Genomic DNA, 17,035 nt, shown 5'->3' on the forward strand with positions numbered 1-17,035 from the left:
GACCCTACGACCTACAGGGTTCACCCTTTTTTGCGAAATGGATTCCAACGTGCCAGCAGGCCCGGCGCGGCATCCGTTTCAGACTCAGGTTCGGTCAGTACTGGCGCTGAGGCTTCATGCTGCGGCGCAGCATGACGGCCCAGCACTGGGCCACTCGGCGCAGCAGGTTCGGGCCGTGCGCCTACCTCAACATCAGCGCCCAACCATTCATTCAGCGCAGCCATCACCTCAAGTAAGTCGGGACGGTCGTCAGGATTCTTGGCCAGGGCTTGTTGCAGGGTGCGGGCCACCAGGCGTGGCAGCTCTGGAGCCAAATGTGCCAGGGAAGGCGGCATCGCATTGAGGTGCTGGGCCATCAGTTCGTTGTAATCGTCACCCTCAAAGGGGCGTTGGCCCGCCAGCACTTCGTAGGCCAGCACCCCCAGCGAATACACGTCGCTGGCGGCTGTTGCCTCTTCGCCCCGGTAGATTTCGGGCGCCATGTAAAACGGACTCCCGCCCACCCGGCCCCCCTGCCCCATCATGTAGGAACAGCCCAGATCGGCCAGTACGGCACGGTCGCCATCCAGGTAAATGTTCTGCGCCTTGACATCCTGATGCACTGCGCCCTGGCGGTGCATATAGTCCAGGCCCTCGGCCACTCCCCGCAGAATCCTGGCTGCCTGCTCAGGCGGGAGGGGCCGACCTGGCTGGACCAGGCTATCCAAGGCCCCCTGGGGAAAATACTCCAGCGCCAGATACGCTCCCTCATCGAATCCCTGCCCCCCATAGCCGCGCACCAGATGGTCGTGCGTGAGCTGCATGGTCATACGGACCTCATTGGCGAACATTCCGGCAGCGTCGGGATATTCCTGGCGTTCATCCTCAGGCAACAGGACCTTCAGCGCCACCTGACGCCCCTGGCGGTCATCAGCCAGATAAACCCGTGCTGTGGCTCCCCGGCCCAGTGGCCGTGTAATGCGGTATCCGGAAATGGTGGGGGGGTTACTCATCACGCTACGGAGTTAGTCTAACAATCTCCGCTGACCAGTCACGCACAAATGGCCAAACGACGCCAGATAAAGGTGGCGGCGCGGCGAGGGATGAGCCGCTCACCGCGCCGACCCTGGCTGCTGGCGTCAGTCGTCGTCGCCGCCGTCTTCGGCCACGCGCTTGCCGGCTTTCCATTCCAGACCTGCCCACATCAGGTCTTCCAGTTCGCCGTCCAGCACGTCATCCGGGTTGTACTGCATCAGGCCAGAGCGGTGGTCTTTAATGTACTGCTTGTCCAGCACGTAAGAGCGCATCTGGCTGCCCCACTCCACGTTCGCTTGCTGCCCACGCGCCGCCAGGGCTTCTTCTTCACGCTTACGCATTTCAATGTCGTACAGTCGCTGCTTGAGAATTTGCAGCGCCAGTTCGTGGTTCTTGATTTGCGAACGCGTAATCTGACAGGCCACCGCGATGCCGGTAGGCAAGTGGGTCAGCCGCACCGCCGAGTCGGTGGTGTTCACCCCCTGCCCGCCCGAACCCTGCGAGCGAAACACGTCACGGCGTAGGTCCGAATCGGGAATGTGAATGTCGATTTCCTCTTCGGGCACTTCGGGAACCACGTCCACACTGGCAAACGAAGTCTGGCGGCGGTTGTTGGAATCAAACGGCGAGACGCGCACCAGGCGGTGAACCCCGTGCTCCGCGCTCATCATGCCGTAGGCCTTCTCGCCCCGAATGATGAATTCGATGGACTGATACCCGGCCTGATCACCCGGCTGCTCGTCGAGAATATCCACCTTGAAGCCCCGGCGCTCGGCCCAGCGCATGTACATCCGGGCCAACATCCCGGCCCAGTCCTGCGCCTCGGTGCCGCCCGCACCGCCCTTGACCCGCACGATGGCGGGGGTATCGGCGTGCTTCATGGTAAACAGCGTCTCGCGGTACAGGTCGTCTACACGGGCCTGGATGCCACTCTGCTCCTCGGCCAGCAGCTCGCGCTCCTCGTCGCTTTCGGCCAGTTCCAGCATCTCGCTCAGGCCGTCCAGGTCCGAGCGGAGGCTGCGGTATTTCTCCACCACACCGCGGACACTGGTTGCTTCTTGGTTGATGGCGCGGGCACGGGCCTGGTCGTTCCACAGGTCCGGGTCGGCCAGAAAATGATCCAATTCGTTCAGGCGGCGTTCCTTGCCGGGAATGTCAAAGATACTCCCGGAGGGACGCCAGTTTTTCTTGCAGTTCTTGCATGGCGCTCACTCCTTTGTCGCCCCGGTTCTGGCGGGGGTCACTCCTTGCGCCGCAGCTTGAGTCTGCGGCAGACCAAAGTTCAGTATACGGCTTAGGGGAAAATGGATGACGGTTCCTCAAATTTGACAGCCAATTCGTTCCTCCAGATCTAATCTGGAAGTGCAATGAGCAATATTGATAACGAGACTAAGGCTCGAATTGAAGCCGAAGAGAACTACCGTGCCCAGGTACGTGCTGAACAAACAGCGAAAAACCAGCCTCAGCCCAAAAAGCAGGGCGGCTGTGGTAGATGGTTCCTTTATCTCAGAACTTGCACCTGAATACGTAGACAAAAAGCGCTCCCAGAGCTGAACATCTGGAAGTGTGCACAAACAGGTTTCAGGGGAGCGCGCCCATATTCTCTCACAGCGGATTCTGGACATTCCAGAGACGCTGTACCAACGGCGAAGCCTGGAGGCTTCGCTGCACCTTTTCCACAGTCCAGGCCAGAAGATCAAATTCAGCCAAGCTGAAGGAGCCAGCCCCAGTGCACTGAGTCGCTTCTTCAACGTCTATGACTGGGATTCAGACCGTTGCTGGGACGAAATGCAGGACATCCAGTGGCGCATTTTGTTGGACGTAGCTCACTCCAAACGCCGACCTCGGTTGCGGCTCAGTGTGGATCTGACCACGTTGGAAAAGGTGGGGACTCAGCTGCCCTATGTCAGCGTCTACAATGGCAGGCACGGTATCCATCTGGTCGCCTTGTTTGCCGAATATGGGGCACTTCAGTTCTCCATTTCCTACCGGGTGTACCAGGGCAAGCACACCAGCACGCCCGTCACTCTGGCGCTCGACCTACTGGAAGGCGTGCGGCACCTCGATTTCGAGTTTGTGGTGGGTGTGAGGAGCAACCGGCGCACGGACCATCCTGGGCGGGTGACGGTGGCGGACTGTCCGCATGGAGGCTATGTCAACCTTGCCAACTGGTCTCTGGAAACGCTGTCTCTGGGGAGAGTAGACCGTGGGGACCGTGAATTCTTCGCGGTGTCGTCTGAACTGTTGGAGGGGGACGAGATCGTTGCTGAGGGTGCGCATCGCTGGGGGGTGGAATCCTTTTTCAAGGAAGGTAAGCACCAGTTTGGGTTGGCGCAGTTCGCGCTGCGAACTGCCAGGGGTCTGGACCGCTGGATTCTGATGGTCTTTCTGGCCTTCACCCTGACCATGCTGCATCGCTCAGAAGGGATGACCTTGAAAGAGGCAGCACGCCTGGCCCTCTACACCCTGTTCCCCGTAGTCAGGCTCAACCATCTTCTGAGTCAGCTCCAAAAAGAACGAGAATTTCTTCTCCAGCACGGCTATTCGCTCAGCTACGCAAGGTGCAAGTTATGAGTTTATGGGTTGGGAGGATTGGTCCTGCTAGGTGTAATTGGTTCACTTCTCCCTGACTCAAGCACTTCTGAGACAGTAGCAACGACCACACAAAGCGAGCCTGCAACTGTCCCCACATCGGAAGCTTCTCCAGTACAAGCAGACACACTTGATTCAGGCGACGCTACGCTCAGTAGGTGACAACTTCGTCTAAAGGCGCTCCTGGTGGGCAAAAGGGCTGGGTCAACAGGTCTAGGACAGCCATGAACTGTTTGGGTTTCCACCGTAAGGCATCCACGAGATGCTGAGCACCGTGCCGCACCAGACTGACCGCTCTACGACCATGCTTGAGAACGGGGATGGGCTGGGTCTGGCCCAGCCAGACCCCCAGGCGCAAGCAGAACACCCAGGCCAGTGTCACCAGGCCAAAGAGCCGCTGTAGACGGCTCCTTTCCGTCATCCCAGTCCGCTCCAGGTCGAAGCCTCGCATCTTGAAGCTGCTGAAGGTGCACTCGATTGACCAGCGCTGCTTGTACAGCTTCCAGGTCTTCCGAGCGCTGAAATCTGTGGCAATGATGACGAGGTCACCTGTGGATGACCTCGTCGCGACCACCCGCATGAGTTCGCCAAACACGAACACCTTTTCGTCGATTTCATGGAAATGACCGTGCTGGACGTGCTTAAACCATTCCTTCCCATTCGTGTCGTCCAGCATGTCGCTGTGCCGAATGCGGATCGCCCGCTTGATGCCTTGACGACGGAGAAAACGGAACCACTCCGCACCGATGAACTCACGGTCAGCCACCAGGCCTTGCCAGCGTTTCGCTGGCAAGACGCGGAGGAGCTTCAATACCAGCCACATACGGGCATAGGTATGGCTGTTCCCAGACTCATCAAGAGGAACCCAAATCAGGGGCAGGGTGAAGCCATGAACCACGGCTCCAAGCACCAGAAAATTGATGGGCGTTTCCCCATGCTCCCAGTTGGTGCGGTCCAGACTCAGCAACACCTTCCCCGGTGGAAGATGGACGACGAGCAGAGCGATGAAAAAGTCCATGTCCAGCTGCTCATCCCGGAAGGTTCGGTCCGCCCTTCTTTTCTTGGCTTGCGGCGTGCTGATACCGGGCATGTGAGGACTCAGGTCGTGATGATTGATGCTCCTCGCGGCAATCATCGCCAGAAGCACATCGATCAGCCGCTGAAGGGTGTCAATGCGGAGGTGACTCGCGTGTGCTTTGAAGTGGCGGGTCAGTACGGTAGCCTGCTGGGCGGCGGATTCTGTTGTTTTCACACTCTCAGGAAACCGTGAACAGTCGGCCCCATCAAGCTTGATGGGGCCGACTGTTGGTTTTTGCCGTCTAGGACAATGTGAAACTGAAGTTGTCACCTACTGAGGACGCTACGTTAGAAGCAGATGGCAGCCAGAGTATCGGGGTATGGAATGTCAGCAACGTTAGTTGGAATGCAACGAGCAATGTAGGCGGTGAGTACGGTGAAAATGCAGACGATGGTGAAACATTTATCATTATTGACTTTACCTTGAAGAACACTACGAACGAGACCCAAAGCTATTCCTCTATGCTGGATCAGCCACAAATTATCCTTGAAAATGGTGGCTTGATTGATGCAGATACAATTTTGAGCATCCAAGCGGGTGATCAGCTGATAGATGGACAAATTGCACCAGGGTTGAATCGTACAGGACGCTACGCTTTCCGCGTCCCAAGTGACCAGTCAGAAAACATGCAGTTTCAAATCCAGTTCACTAATGGCCAGCGTTTAGTGACGGAGTTTGCACAATAATTAATCTGAATTTAGGGTTTGGTTTTTATATTAATGAGCCCATAAATCTCCAGAAACCGCGCCGAGCGCTCTTCCAGTGTGGGCAGCAGGGCCACCTCGCCGCAGACCCAGTCAGGGCTATAGCTGCGGCAAATGCTAGGTCGCTCGGCGTAGATACCGCACAGGCAGTCTGCGCCCAGATGCACGCACGGCTGACCCAGCGGCTTGACCAGTGCGGCAATGTCTGGCGCCGTGCAGCAGGCCCCGCAAGCGGTGCAGACGCGCCCCGTTCGCGGCCAGGCCGAGCGAGGCGAATAACCGAGTGGCACTGGCTCGCCTCTGGATTCGGTCTGGTCAGGCGACATGGGAGTCACTTTAGGGCAAGGCCACCCGGCAGCTCCGTAACGCTCAGCGAGCTTCGGCAGCAGCGGCCAGAAAAGCATCGTTCTCCTCTGGCGTGCCCACGCTGACCCGCAGGCAATCACCCAGGACGGGCAGTCCTTTTTGGAGCCGCACCACCACGTCCCGCTCCTCCAGATACCGGAAGGTGGACGCCACGTCCCCGCTTTGTAGCAGGAAAAAGTTGGTCCGGCTGGGCCAGACTTTCCAGTGGGGGTGCCCGGTCAGCGCGGCCAGCATCCGTGCCCGCTCGCTGATGGCTTCCTGGGTGCGCTGGATGACGTAGTCAGGATGTTCCAGTGCCACTTCCAGCGCCGTCTGGGTCAGCACATTGATCGAGAAGGCTGGCACCAGCTTGCGGATCTGCGCCGCCAGCTCGGGTTGGGCCAGTGCGTAGCCCAGGCGCAGGCCCGCCAGGCCCCAGGCCTTGGAAAAGGTTCGCAGGCTCAACACGCCCGGACACTCACGGACCAGCTCACGGTAATCACTGCCGGCAAACTGGTGGTAGGCCTCATCAATGACAGTCAGCCAGCCCTCCCCCGCTGCCACTTCGACCAGTTCCCGCACCGTTGCCGGATCGTCCAGATGTCCAGTCGGTGCCTGCGGCTGAATCAGCACGAACAGGCCCGGACCACGGGTCTGTAGTTCTGCTTTCAGGGCCTTTAGCGGCAGCGACAGGTCAGCATTTACCGGCACCTTGACCAAGTTGGCCCCCAGCAAGCCGCTTTCTAAGGGGTACACCGAAAAAGTCGGATCAGTGGTCAGAACCGTCTGCCCGATGCCAGCCAGTTCGGTGAGCACTTTGATCATCACGTTGCTGCCGGAGCTGACCACCACACCGTCCGTGTCCCAATCCTCCAGCCGAGCAATGCCCTGACGCAGCGACGATGTGTTCAGATCGGTGTACCGCTGCCAGGGTTGCTCGGCCATACGTTCCAGCGCCAGCCGCTTGAGGTCCGCCGGAAAGTCGTAGGGGCTTTCGTTCTGATCCAGTTTGATGCGGGCCTGACTGGGCGTGTAGGGGTAGGCAGCGACGTTTTGCACGCTCTGGCGGACGCTGGCGAGCGGCGAGGGCTTGGTCATGTCTTTGTTTTATCACTCCGCCTGTGGGTGAGCCGGACCCATGCTAGCCTGCCGCACATATGGCGCACGAAACCGTCACTGTCAATGTCCGAACGGCCCTGAGAGATGGTCAGGCCCGCGCTGCACGGACTGGCCGCACCCAGCAGATCGAACTGGGCGAGGACCTGTTTATCCGCATCGCGCCAGGGGGCCGTAAGTTCTTGCTGTTCTGCCTGGGTGACGGTCACGAGCCAGACCAGGCCACGGCTCGTGCCGCCGCCGAAGTGCTGGGCCTGCGTGATCCGCAATATGGCTGGCATCAGGGTCAAACGCTCCGCAGTCTGACGGTGGTTGAGGCAGATGAGACACTCCTCTCATACTCCTAAGCAGTTCTCATGATTTTCTTATTCTTGCCAAGGCTAGACTGGCCCTATGAAAAAAGCCCTGTTCCTGCTGGCCGCTGCCCCACTTACCCTGGCTTCCTGTGACCAGCTGGGTCTGCCCAATCCTAACCTTCCCAGCGTCTCCGGCACGGTCACCGGCACTGCCCCCCGGGAGGGCGCGACTCGCATCGGCATGCGGGGTATCAGCGCTGCAGGATTTGTCGCCGCCAACCCCAATCAGATCGCCATCAACCTGGATCAGACTCGCTATACAGCCGAACTGCCCCAGCTCAACGCCGATGGGGCCATTGAAGTCTTTGCATTTGTTGACGGTAACAACAACCGGGCCTACGACTCGGGTGAGCCGCGCACCGATGGTGTGACCTTCATCCATGTCCAACAGGAAAATGCCCTGAACCGCTTGACTGGCCTGAAGCGAGGCTGGAACCGGGTAGAGGGACTGCGTGCCGTTTCAGGAACCAAGTTCAGCAACGTGAACTTCGTCTGGTAACTCATCCATAGGACAAACCAAAAACGCCCCGCAGAGGGGCGCTTTTTTAATCCTATTCAGCTCAGTTCTTAGGCGCGGTACCGCCCTCGAAGGCGGCCTTGAAGCGCTGCAGATCTTCTGCAATCTGCTGGCTGGGTTCTTCGCCGAACAGCTTGGCGACAGCGGCGCCCAGGACACCGGCGGGTGGGCGGTAGCTCAGGGCCACGTGGACGCGGGTGCCGCCACCCGGCATGCTCTCAAACTGCACGCTTCCCGCGTTATCCACAGTCGCGCCGGGCAGCGAGTGCCAGCCAATACGCTCACCGGGCTTGTCGTTCACAATTTCGGCTTCCCACTCCACATTGGTGCCCAGTGGGGCTTTGGCCACCCAGCGGCTGCGGCGACTGTCCAGCTCGGTCACGCTTTCGAGGTGGCTCATGATCTGGGGCAGGTTTTCCAGCCGGCGCCAGTAGCCATACACATCCTGGGCAGGGCGGTCAATGACGACCGAATGCTCTACGAAAATCGGCTTGGCAGCGGCACTGCTGCTGCCCAGGCCCGCCACTTCCATCACCGGATCAGAGCCGGTTGCAGCCTTATACGCCAAGTAGCCGCCCACTGCAGCCATACCCATGCCCAGCACGCCACGGCGTCCCAGACCCAGCATCAGCAGGGCGCCACCCGCAGCGCCGCTCAGTAGACGGTTCTGGTCAATCTCCGAGAAATCAGTCTTACTCGTCTCTTTGGTCATATTCGTTTCCTCCGTTCGTATCACTGTAATGTATGTGCGCCCAGCAGCGCACCGGGTGAAGCTTGCCCCAACATCTGCTTAATAGCGTGTGCAGCGAAGCCTATAGTGGCCACACCATGCGTCCTACACGACACGCTGTTCCCCGCACCGCACCACCCGCGACCGTAGGGCGGTGGGACACCTGGTCCTTGGCCGCTGCACTGATCACCATCCTGTTCTGGGCCTCTGCCTTTGCAGGTGTGCGCGCCAGCCTCACCGAGTTCGGTCCTGGGCCACTGGCGCTGTACCGCTTCACATTTGCCAGCTTGGCCCTGGGGCTGTACGCCCTGGTGGCCCGAATTCCGCCCCCACCTCTCCGGCTGCTGCTGCCGGTGACTGGGGTCAGCCTGATCGGGATCACGGGCTACCACCTGCTGCTGAACTACGGTCAGGTCAGCGTACCTGCTGGAACCGCCAGCCTGATTATCGCGACTGTGCCGATCATGACCGCGCTCCTTTCACTGGGCCTGGGTCAGGAGCGCCTCAGTCCGCTGGGATGGCTGGGCAGCCTGATCAGCCTGGGCGGGGTCATGCTGATCGTGCTGGGACGCGGGCAGGACATGAACTTCACAGCGGGGGCGCTGCTGGTCCTGGCCTCGGCACTGGCCAGTGCACTGTACTTTGTGCTGCAACGACCGCTGCTGGCCCAGGTCCGGCCACTGCAGTTCACGGTCTGGAGCCTGATCGCCGGCACCTTGCCGATGCTGATCTTTGCACCGGAGCTGCTGCGCGAGCTGCCCACTGCGCCCTGGCAAGCCCACCTGACCGTGCTGTATATCGGGCTGTTTCCAGCGGCGCTGGCCTACCTGACCTGGAGCTACGCCATCTCGCGGGTGGGGGCCGCCGCCTGCACCAACCTGATGTACCTGACTCCGGTGCTCGCGTCAGTCATCGCCTACCTGTGGCTGGGCGAACTGCCGACCCGCCTGACCCTAGTGGGCGGGGCCATCGCACTGGGCGGCGTGGTGCTGGTCAACACGCTGGGGCGGCGGCCTGCGCCTAAACAGCCCTGAAGCGCTGCCCTCCTAAAACGTTGCACTGCGGCGCAAACGCTCGGTCCAGTTTTCTAGAGAATAGGCGGATGCGAACTTCCGGTGCTCCCACACCCAGCCCTGTAACGCCCCGCTCAGCGCCTCGGCGTCCGGCAGGGTCAGCGGCGGCAGGGCCGTCCAGGCCACCACGTCGCCACTGACATGCCAGCGGCGGTGCTGGGTGACCGTGTAACCCGGCAGCTGCCCCCGCAAGAACAGGTCTGCTTGATTCACCAGCGCAGCCGGGGCACCGGGGGCCAGTTCCAGTAGCTCGGTGGGCAGGTCACGGCGGGGCGCCAGCCGGGCCGCCAGATCACGGGCCTCCAAGACGAAGCGGCGCAGCTCCAACAGGTCGCGGGTGCGCCACTCACGCAGGGTGGCCTGGCCCCCGGTAATAGACAGAATGAATTGACCATCCGGATAGTGTCCATCAGCTACCCCAGATTCATCAAACCAGCCCAGCGATAGGCAAAAGTCTGCGCCGTGATAAAAGACCTCGGCCAGGTGGCGGTCTAGGTCATGCTGGCGGTCCTGCTCGGCCAGGGAGCTGCCGAAATCCAAGTGCATCACGAAGCAGATGCTCCCTCCATAGAACCGGACATCACTCAGCCGCTCAGGCAGAGTCATCAGGACCGTCCTCCTCACCCTCAGCGATGGCCTGAATCAAGGGACGCAACTGGGGCAGCTCGTAGCGGGCCGTCTGCCAGACCAGATCCAGGTCTATGCCGAAATAGTCGTGCGCCACCAAGTTACGGATGTCGCGCAGCAGCGCCCAGGGAACCTCAGGGTGCAGGTCTTCCTGGCGCTGGGGAATGAATTTGGTCGTCTCGCCTAGCCGCGAGAGATTTCGCAGCACGGCGTCTACGGCCATATCGTCGCCCTTGAACGATTCACGGTCATGCGGGGCCGTGTAGTCCACGATGCGGTCCAAAGAGTCCAGCAGGTCATAGACGCGCCAGCGCCAGCGTTTGCGGCGGTGGGTACGGTGCGGGCGCTCCGGCACCGCCATGATGTCCACAGCGTCGGCCAGGATGCCCCGGCGCAGGGCAGGCTTGATGGCGCCTTCAGTCATGGCATCTATGCGGGTCTCAAGCACATCCTCAAACAGATCCTTGGCTGCCATCAAGTCCAGCAGGCCCGCACCGGGACGCAGGTCCAGTAATAGGTCCACATCGCTCAGATCAGTGGCCTCGCCGCGGGCCACCGAACCGAACACCCGTACCCGCGTCACCCCCAGCCGCCGCCACCCCTCCTCGGCGCTGCGGAGCCGGGCAGCCACGGCCCTGAGGCTGGAGTCACGGAGTCTACGCGAAGGTGCAGATGGGGGCGGCGGAGCGGCACGTTTGGCAGGCGTCATCTTCCCCAGGATAGCGGCCCCAGCCAGACCTTCTGACCCACGCCCAACCTGCTCCCCTTACAATGCAGCCGATGGAAGTTAAGCCTCCGCCAGTCAGTCCTCCGCCAGAACGTTCCGGTCGCCTTCCAGCAGGCTGGGCCGCCGGATTGGCAGGGGTGTTGGTCGGATTGCTGGGCTTAGGAACGGCTTTCTGGGCTCTGCGCGACAGCAGCGAAGTGACGGTCATCGGCACCGACGGTCTACCGCAGGCTACGCCGACCACGCTGCTGCCCACTGAACCAGCACCCAGCGCGACTGCCCAGACCAACGACCTGAGCGCCTCTCAAAGTGGCAATCATTCTGCCTTGCTGGAGATGGACATCCCGACCGGTTTTGCCCCGCCGGAACTGCAGACACTCAGCTTTACGGACGCCTTTGCCCAGGCCGCCGCCTACCGTGGCTGGCGCTGCGGACAAACCGAGGTGATTCTTTTCTCCCAGAGCCAGCAGGCGGTTCCAGCGGTACAGGAACAGCTCCTGAATCTGGGCTATCAGGTCACGCCCACCGAGGCAGCCCTGGGCGAAGATGAAAGCTGGCTGGCCCACCACGCCTCCAAAAGCACCCTCTTCGGCAGCTTTTCTACCGGCGAAGAGGGCCGCGGCAACGTCAGTGTCTGCGCCACCTTGCCCTGAGCTGACCCGCTTGGTTTCATCAAGTTTTCATAATTTGGGAAAACAATTCTGTGACGCTTAGGCAACTACCCTGAGTGCTGGGAGCCTCCATGCCAGACACCGCACTGACCGCCAGCTACCATACCGCCCTGAACGAACTGACCCGCCTGGAGCAGTCGCAGACTGGCCTGCAGCCTGGACAGTTGCGAGCTGTGCTGGATACCACTCTGGAGCAGCAGGGCCTGAGTGGCCGGACGCTTGAAGCCGATCAGCTCGAAGTCCTGCTGTTTCCAGAGCTGGACAGCCGCCTAGAAAATGCCATAGACACTGGCGTACTTTCTGCCGAAGATCGCCGCGCTGCCCTACGCCATATTTCTGAACTGCTGGCCGCCCAGCAACTTGAGGCCATGATGCCTGGCGGCGCGGCTCAGCAGAATGCCAGTGCCCTGGACGATCTGGCCGAGGATGACTGGGAATTTGGCGAGGACGACTTTGAGCTGGATGATCCGGAATATGTTTCGGCACCGAGTCTGCGCCGCTATGACCTCAGCCAAAGTGCCGATCAGGACCGACTGATTACCGAGCTGGGCCGGGTCAGCGGAGTGCAGAGTGTGATGGTCTGTCGCCAGAATGGCGAGGTCGTCCAATCGCGCTCACTGAACGACCTGACCAAGCTGGGCAGCGTCGTGGCTGCGACCGTCATGCTGCTCCGGGGGCGTTCGCTGCGGCTGATGTCGGCCCAGGTCGGCGGCACCGTGGTCTGTGTACGCCCCATGGGTGAACACGCTGTGGCTGTCCTGGCCGACCCCGGCGTCAACATCGGACGTCTGCTCAGCGAACTGGGGCAACTGCAGGAAGCGGTCTGACCCCTGATGCGGGGAGCTGCCATCATGCTGCTGAGCGCTGGGCTGGGCTTTCTGCCCGCAGCACAGGCCCAGCAACTGGATGCCTACCGCACCCTCAATGGCGCCCTGAGCGCCGCTGCTGCTGCCCGCAATGAGAGTGCCGCCAGTGCACTGGACCAGCTGAACGCCGCTGACCGGGCACTGGCCGAATTGAATTCCAGCCTGACTGACCGGCAACTGGCCAGCACCCTTGCGGGTACGCTGGGTGAAGCCCGCGCCGCTCTGGCCCGCCAACCTGCCGACTTGGAAGCCCAGACATTGCATGCTCGGGCGCTCGCCCGGCAAGCCCTCTATACCCAGACCACGGCTGATCTGCTGCAATATGGCCTGAATGGCGAGACCCGGCCCCGCCTGGAACAACTGGCCGCCGACTTCGACCTTGATCAGGCACAGAGCGTGGCACTGCTTGCGGCTGCCAACCGTGGCGACATTCCCGATGTCACCACCCGCCTGCAACAAGCTGCTGCACGGCAAGCGGTCCGGCTGCTGGAACCCTGGAGCCTGAACGCTACCTTGTCACAGTCCGAGGCTTACCTAAGGTTGGTCCAGGCCAATGGCTGGCATTTCATCCTTCAGGAAGCCCGCGACATTCCCAGTACCCAGGCCGACAGTTATGCCGAAGTGATTGCCCTGGTGGCCGACCGTGAAGCGGCCCAGGCTGCGCCACAAATCCGTGCGCTGTACTTTGCCGCGCTGCAAACGGCCCAGACACGTGAACGGGCCATGCAGCCGGTTAACCTTCCACCACCATCGGAGACGGCAGGCGCTAACACGACTGCGGCGTCTACCACATCCCTTTCGGAAGAAGAACAGTTGACGGCTGCCCTCTACGGCACCCTGGCCCGCGCCCTGACCTCAGCCATCAGCAATGAGCAGGCACTGACCCGTGAACAGCTTCAAGCAGCTGAGGCCCTGGCCCGCGCCCTGCCGCAGGACTGGCAGGGTCCGCAGGCCGAACAACTCGCAAATCACCTTGCCAGCCTCTCTGACCGCGCTGGCCTGCGCCCTGGGGACATTATCGGCAGCATGATGGAAGTGCGGGCACTCGAACGTCACGTTGGCGGCCTGCCCAGCGATGAGTTGCCTGCACAACGCTGGGTGGCGACCTTTTGGAATGGAGGCATGCAGGCCCTGGCCTTCTTCCTGCTGTCAGTTCTGGTGCCGCTGCCCTTCTATTACAAGGCGCGGGCGCTGGGACGGCGTGGCGCGGCCTGGCGAAAAGTCTCCTTCGGCATCGGGTTGCTGTTGGCCCCACTGGTCCTTGAAGGTATCGCCTCCGTGGCGACTTGGCTGGGGGATGTGCTGGGTGTGTCCGCTTTGGGCCTGCTAGGCAACCTGAGTATCCGCCAAAGTCCACCTGGACAGCTGGCCTGGTGGCTGCTAAGCCTGAGCGGCCTGATCCTGCTGATTCTGGGCTTCCGCCAACTGGGACAACCGCGTGACCGCCTGGCCTCGGCGCGGCAAAGTTGGGACGCATCACGCCATAATCTGGAATCCGGCACCACCCAGAGTGGCGCAACCCCGCTACCCGACGCCAATACCCCGTCCAACAAAACGTTCTGGCAGCGCTGAGGGTATAGGGTTCCTTCCATGTGGCTCAGGCAGATCTAGAAGGAACAAAGGAAATCGGCCACCCATATCAACAGAGCAAGAGGCCAGGGCGTACACCCTGGCCTCTTGCTCAGCTTCCCGCTTCTCGCGTTCAGCCTGCTTCTACTCTCAGAAGTCCATACCGCCCATGCCGCCCATGTCGGGAGCACCTGCGGAGGCTTTTTCGGGTTCGGGCTTGTCAGCCACGATGGCTTCGGTGGTCAGGATCAGGGCACCGATGCTGGCGGCGTTCTGCAGCGCGGTGCGGGTCACCTTGGCAGGGTCCACGATACCGGCGGCGACCATGTCCTCGACGTACTCACCGGTGGCGGCGTTAAAGCCGTAGCGGGCCTGGTCGGAGTTGATGACAGCGTTCACGATCACGCTGCCTTCTTCACCGGCGTTCACGGCGATCTGGCGGGCGGGTTCTTCCAGGGCACGGATCAGGATGCGTGCGCCGGTGGCTTCATCGCCTTCCAGGCTCTCGGCGGCCTTGCGGACCGCAGGAATTACGCGCAGCAGGGTGGTACCACCGCCGGCCACGATGCCTTCTTCCACCGCCGAGCGGGCGGTGGACAGGGCGTCCTCGTAGCGGTGCTTCTTCTCTTTCAGCTCGGTTTCGGTGGCGGCACCCACGCGGATCACGGCCACGCCGCCGGCCAGCTTGGCCAGGCGCTCTTGCAGCTTCTCGCGGGCGTAGTCGCTGTCGGTGGCGTCCAGCTCGGCTTTAATGGCGTTCACGCGCTGGTCGATGCTGCTCTGCTCACCTTTACCGTCCACAATGGTGGTTTCGTCTTTGGTGATGCGTACGCGGGCAGCGGTGCCCAGCATGTCCATGCCGACATTTTCCAGCTTGTGGCCCAGGTCCTCGCTCACCACTTCGCCGCCGGTCACAGCAGCGATGTCGCGCAGCATTTCCTTGCGGCGGTCACCGAAGCCGGGAGCCTTCACGGCGGCGATGTTCAGCGTGCCGCGCAGCTTGTTGACGACCAGGGTGGCCAGCGCTTCGCCGTCCACGTCTTCAGCGATGATCAGGAGGGGGCGTCCAGTCTGGGCCACTTTTTCCAGCACGGGCAGCAGGTCCTTCAGGGCGCTGACTTTCTTCTCGTTGATCAGGATGAAGGGGTCTTCCAGCACCGCTTCCATGCTCTCGGTGTTGGTGATGAAGTAGGGGCTGATGTAGCCCTTGTCGAACTGCATGCCTTCCACGACGTCCACTTCGGTGTCGAAGCCCTTGCTTTCCTCGATGGTGATGACGCCTTCTTTGCCCACCTTGTCCATCGCGGAGGCGATTTCTTCGCCGACCTGGGGATCGTTGGCGGAGATGCCAGCCACCTTCTTGATGGCGTCGCTGTCTTCCACCGGCACGGCCAGCTTCTGAATTTCTTCGATGGCGGCGGCCACGGCTTTTTCGATGCCGCGCTTCAGGGCGAGGGGATTGGCGCCGGCGGCCACGTTACGCAGACCTTCTTTGACGACAGCCTGACCCAGCACGGTGGCGGTGGTCGTGCCGTCACCGGTGATGTCGTTGGTCTTGCTGGCGACTTCTTTCAGCAGCTGTGCGCCGATGTTCTCCAGCTTGTCTTCCAGCTCCACTTCCTTGGCGACGGTCACGCCGTCTTTGGTGATGGTGGGGCTGCCGAACTTCTTCTCAATGACCACGTTGCGGCCACGCGGGCCGAGGGTCACTTTCACGGCGTTGGCAACGGCGTTGACACCGCGCTCCATGCTGCGGCGGGCGGATTCGTCAAATACAAGTTGTTTAGGCATGGTGGTTGCTCCTTGAGAGGGGGCGGCAGACTTCGGTCACGCTTTAAGCGACTGCTCGCCTCAGGGTTGATTTTGTACAGAGGTCATGCAACAAAGCGGCCCTGACGGGCCTTACAGTCACTCTACGATGGCCAGAATGTCGCGCTCGGACAGCAGGGAGTAGTCCTTGCCTTCCACGCTGACTTCGGTGCCGCCATACTTGGCGAAGTAGACAGTGTCGCCCACGTTCACTTCCAGGGCCACGCGCTCGCCGCTGTCGAGCAGCTTGCCGCTGCCCACAGCCACGACTTTGCCGCGCTGGCTTTTTTCTTTGGCGCTGTCGGGTACATACAGGCCCTCGGCGGTCTTCTGCTCAGCTTCCTCGATAATTTCGACCAGCACACGGTCTCCTAAAGGTTTCAGCATTTACGTTCCTCCTTGAATGAAATGAATGTCTACGAAGAGGGAGTGGGAATGTCCCGCCTACCCAGATCTTCTTGAGGCCCAAGGTAAAGGCGAATCACAGAAACTGTCAAGTGATCAATCCAACAAATCTGAGTGCGTCATACTCAAATCTCGCAGATGACAGGGTTTTCCGAAACTGCGTTCTCAGCGATGTCCTATGATGTATATATGTCTAAGATATATAGTTCATCTCCCCTTAGGGACACCTTCTAGGTGGCAGCACGTCCTTCTCTGCTGGGTCTCACACCCTGGACCGCAGCGCTAGAGGTGCTAGGCAACGCCCCTGTGAGTGTGGCCCGCATCAACGTGGATGCCTTCGGCCGTCTGAGCGAGCAACTGGGCCGCAGCGCCGCCGAAAGCCTGCTGCGTGGGCTGGAACGTGACCTGTCTACCCACTTTCCGAGTGACGCCCTCTTGGGACAGCTGGGGCCAGACGAATATGGCGTGATTCTGCCCGAAACCTCGCCTGAAACTGCCCTGCGGCTGCTGGATGATCTGGTGCGCCACTTTGCCCGGCACCGCGACCCGCGCTGGCCGCCTGGTGTCGGCCTGAGTGCCGGGATCGCCAGTCGGCCTGCCCACGCTGGGAGTGCCGCTGATCTGCTGTTACATGCCGACGAAGCCCTGCTGCGGGCCAAGCGCGAGGGCCGGGGCCGCGCCTGCCTCTATACCCCCGCAAAAATGGTCCTGAAGGCCAACTACTATCCCCGCAGTCAACTGGACCGCCTTAAAAAGCGTGCCCGCGCCGAAGGCCGTAGCGAAGCCGAACTGTTACGGGAGGCGCTGGACCGGTACCTGCAGAGCTGAGCGCCTCC

At 61.2% G+C, this 17,035-nt stretch carries 19 protein-coding genes; 9 read left to right on the forward strand and 10 right to left on the reverse strand.

The genetic code is table 11. The annotated features are described in order from the left end of the window. Positions 1-20: 20 nt before the first annotated feature. The gene (locus tag LMT64_RS07430; protein ID WP_126353672.1) at positions 21-992 is read right to left on the reverse strand and encodes a serine/threonine-protein kinase; all 972 of its coding nucleotides are present in this window, start codon (positions 990-992) and stop codon (positions 21-23) included. Between the two features lie 126 nt (positions 993-1,118). Continuing rightward, positions 1,119-2,217 (reverse strand): peptide chain release factor 2 gene (gene prfB / locus LMT64_RS07435; protein WP_126353674.1). Its coding sequence is split into 2 segments (ribosomal slippage): positions 1,119-2,171 and positions 2,173-2,217, totalling 1,098 coding nucleotides; the frame shifts between segments, so codons are not numbered across the junction. A gap of 363 nt (positions 2,218-2,580) precedes the next feature. Here prfB and LMT64_RS07440 point away from each other — a divergent pair. Beyond that, positions 2,581-3,588, forward strand: a complete 1,008-nt coding sequence (locus LMT64_RS07440; RefSeq protein ID WP_229253121.1) for a transposase — start codon at positions 2,581-2,583, stop codon at positions 3,586-3,588. A gap of 169 nt (positions 3,589-3,757) precedes the next feature. Here LMT64_RS07440 and LMT64_RS07445 read toward each other — a convergent pair whose 3' ends face one another. Then, positions 3,758-4,741: an IS4 family transposase gene (locus tag LMT64_RS07445; RefSeq protein WP_126353712.1), complete on the reverse strand. Its 984-nt coding sequence runs from the start codon at positions 4,739-4,741 to the stop codon at positions 3,758-3,760. 194 nt (positions 4,742-4,935) lie between these two features. Between LMT64_RS07445 and LMT64_RS07450 the strand changes: the two genes are divergently transcribed. Continuing rightward, on the forward strand, positions 4,936-5,370 hold the full coding sequence (locus LMT64_RS07450; protein ID WP_126351262.1) for a DUF4352 domain-containing protein: 435 nt from the start codon (positions 4,936-4,938) through the stop codon (positions 5,368-5,370). An 11-nt stretch (positions 5,371-5,381) separates the two neighbouring features. On the opposite strand, the gene LMT64_RS07455 is transcribed toward LMT64_RS07450, so the two are convergent. Together LMT64_RS07455 and LMT64_RS07460 are read right to left on the reverse strand one after the other, a co-directional pair. Continuing rightward, complete coding sequence (locus tag LMT64_RS07455; protein ID WP_229253122.1) at positions 5,382-5,714, reverse strand: YkgJ family cysteine cluster protein; 333 nt, start codon at positions 5,712-5,714, stop codon at positions 5,382-5,384. Positions 5,715-5,757: 43 nt separating this feature from the next. Continuing rightward, entirely contained in the window at positions 5,758-6,831 is a 1,074-nt protein-coding gene (locus LMT64_RS07460) for a pyridoxal phosphate-dependent aminotransferase (protein WP_126351261.1), read from the reverse strand. A 59-nt stretch (positions 6,832-6,890) separates the two neighbouring features. Between LMT64_RS07460 and LMT64_RS07465 the strand changes: the two genes are divergently transcribed. Beyond that, the gene (locus LMT64_RS07465) at positions 6,891-7,196 is read left to right on the forward strand and encodes a hypothetical protein (RefSeq protein ID WP_126351260.1); all 306 of its coding nucleotides are present in this window, start codon (positions 6,891-6,893) and stop codon (positions 7,194-7,196) included. Positions 7,197-7,242: 46 nt separating this feature from the next. Continuing rightward, on the forward strand, positions 7,243-7,704 hold the full coding sequence (locus LMT64_RS07470) for a hypothetical protein (RefSeq protein ID WP_126351259.1): 462 nt from the start codon (positions 7,243-7,245) through the stop codon (positions 7,702-7,704). Between the two features lie 61 nt (positions 7,705-7,765). On the opposite strand, the gene LMT64_RS07475 is transcribed toward LMT64_RS07470, so the two are convergent. After that, complete coding sequence (locus tag LMT64_RS07475) at positions 7,766-8,434, reverse strand: SRPBCC family protein (RefSeq protein ID WP_126351258.1); 669 nt, start codon at positions 8,432-8,434, stop codon at positions 7,766-7,768. 116 nt (positions 8,435-8,550) lie between these two features. Between LMT64_RS07475 and LMT64_RS07480 the strand changes: the two genes are divergently transcribed. Further along, complete coding sequence (locus LMT64_RS07480; RefSeq protein WP_126351257.1) at positions 8,551-9,486, forward strand: DMT family transporter; 936 nt, start codon at positions 8,551-8,553, stop codon at positions 9,484-9,486. 12 nt (positions 9,487-9,498) lie between these two features. Here the strand turns inward: LMT64_RS07480 and LMT64_RS07485 are convergent, their stop codons facing one another. Together LMT64_RS07485 and LMT64_RS07490 are read right to left on the reverse strand one after the other, a co-directional pair. Next, positions 9,499-10,131, reverse strand: coding sequence for a hypothetical protein (locus LMT64_RS07485; protein ID WP_126351256.1), 633 nt, complete (start codon positions 10,129-10,131; stop codon positions 9,499-9,501). After that, positions 10,118-10,861 (reverse strand): HepT-like ribonuclease domain-containing protein, encoded by a 744-nt coding sequence (locus tag LMT64_RS07490; protein ID WP_126351255.1) that lies wholly within the window; start codon positions 10,859-10,861, stop codon positions 10,118-10,120. Before LMT64_RS07490 ends, LMT64_RS07485 begins: the two co-directional genes overlap by 14 nt. 71 nt (positions 10,862-10,932) lie before the next feature. Between LMT64_RS07490 and LMT64_RS07495 the strand changes: the two genes are divergently transcribed. From LMT64_RS07495 to LMT64_RS07505, 3 genes are all read left to right on the forward strand, one after another. Then, positions 10,933-11,532, forward strand: coding sequence for a hypothetical protein (locus tag LMT64_RS07495; protein ID WP_126351254.1), 600 nt, complete (start codon positions 10,933-10,935; stop codon positions 11,530-11,532). Positions 11,533-11,621: 89 nt separating this feature from the next. Next, the gene (locus tag LMT64_RS07500) at positions 11,622-12,377 is read left to right on the forward strand and encodes a roadblock/LC7 domain-containing protein (RefSeq protein WP_126351253.1); all 756 of its coding nucleotides are present in this window, start codon (positions 11,622-11,624) and stop codon (positions 12,375-12,377) included. A 6-nt stretch (positions 12,378-12,383) separates the two neighbouring features. Further along, on the forward strand, positions 12,384-13,988 hold the full coding sequence (locus tag LMT64_RS07505; protein WP_229253123.1) for a coiled-coil domain-containing protein: 1,605 nt from the start codon (positions 12,384-12,386) through the stop codon (positions 13,986-13,988). A 147-nt stretch (positions 13,989-14,135) separates the two neighbouring features. Here the strand turns inward: LMT64_RS07505 and groL are convergent, their stop codons facing one another. Next, complete coding sequence (gene groL, locus LMT64_RS07510) at positions 14,136-15,776, reverse strand: chaperonin GroEL (protein WP_126351251.1); 1,641 nt, start codon at positions 15,774-15,776, stop codon at positions 14,136-14,138. A 117-nt stretch (positions 15,777-15,893) separates the two neighbouring features. Next, complete coding sequence (gene groES / locus LMT64_RS07515; RefSeq protein WP_229253124.1) at positions 15,894-16,181, reverse strand: co-chaperone GroES; 288 nt, start codon at positions 16,179-16,181, stop codon at positions 15,894-15,896. 306 nt (positions 16,182-16,487) lie between these two features. Between groES and LMT64_RS07520 the strand changes: the two genes are divergently transcribed. Further along, positions 16,488-17,027: a diguanylate cyclase domain-containing protein gene (locus tag LMT64_RS07520; protein ID WP_229253125.1), complete on the forward strand. Its 540-nt coding sequence runs from the start codon at positions 16,488-16,490 to the stop codon at positions 17,025-17,027. Positions 17,028-17,035: the final 8 nt, after the last annotated feature.

This window comes from Deinococcus radiophilus (genome assembly GCF_020889625.1).
Lineage (GTDB): Bacteria > Deinococcota > Deinococci > Deinococcales > Deinococcaceae > Deinococcus > Deinococcus radiophilus.

Coding starts and splice junctions, on each gene's coding strand:
- LMT64_RS07480 (WP_126351257.1), top strand. CDS start 8,551: ATGCGTCCTACACGACACGCTGTTCCCCGCACCGCACCACCCGCGACC.
- LMT64_RS07470 (WP_126351259.1), top strand. CDS start 7,243: ATGAAAAAAGCCCTGTTCCTGCTGGCCGCTGCCCCACTTACCCTGGCT.
- LMT64_RS07445 (WP_126353712.1), bottom strand. CDS start 4,741: ATGATTGCCGCGAGGAGCATCAATCATCACGACCTGAGTCCTCACATG.
- LMT64_RS07475 (WP_126351258.1), bottom strand. CDS start 8,434: ATGACCAAAGAGACGAGTAAGACTGATTTCTCGGAGATTGACCAGAAC.
- LMT64_RS07500 (WP_126351253.1), top strand. CDS start 11,622: ATGCCAGACACCGCACTGACCGCCAGCTACCATACCGCCCTGAACGAA.
- groES (WP_229253124.1), bottom strand. CDS start 16,181: ATGCTGAAACCTTTAGGAGACCGTGTGCTGGTCGAAATTATCGAGGAA.
- LMT64_RS07430 (WP_126353672.1), bottom strand. CDS start 992: ATGAGTAACCCCCCCACCATTTCCGGATACCGCATTACACGGCCACTG.
- groL (WP_126351251.1), bottom strand. CDS start 15,776: ATGCCTAAACAACTTGTATTTGACGAATCCGCCCGCCGCAGCATGGAG.
- LMT64_RS07460 (WP_126351261.1), bottom strand. CDS start 6,831: ATGACCAAGCCCTCGCCGCTCGCCAGCGTCCGCCAGAGCGTGCAAAAC.
- LMT64_RS07505 (WP_229253123.1), top strand. CDS start 12,384: ATGCGGGGAGCTGCCATCATGCTGCTGAGCGCTGGGCTGGGCTTTCTG.
- LMT64_RS07465 (WP_126351260.1), top strand. CDS start 6,891: ATGGCGCACGAAACCGTCACTGTCAATGTCCGAACGGCCCTGAGAGAT.
- LMT64_RS07455 (WP_229253122.1), bottom strand. CDS start 5,714: ATGTCGCCTGACCAGACCGAATCCAGAGGCGAGCCAGTGCCACTCGGT.
- LMT64_RS07490 (WP_126351255.1), bottom strand. CDS start 10,861: ATGACGCCTGCCAAACGTGCCGCTCCGCCGCCCCCATCTGCACCTTCG.
- LMT64_RS07485 (WP_126351256.1), bottom strand. CDS start 10,131: ATGACTCTGCCTGAGCGGCTGAGTGATGTCCGGTTCTATGGAGGGAGC.
- LMT64_RS07495 (WP_126351254.1), top strand. CDS start 10,933: ATGGAAGTTAAGCCTCCGCCAGTCAGTCCTCCGCCAGAACGTTCCGGT.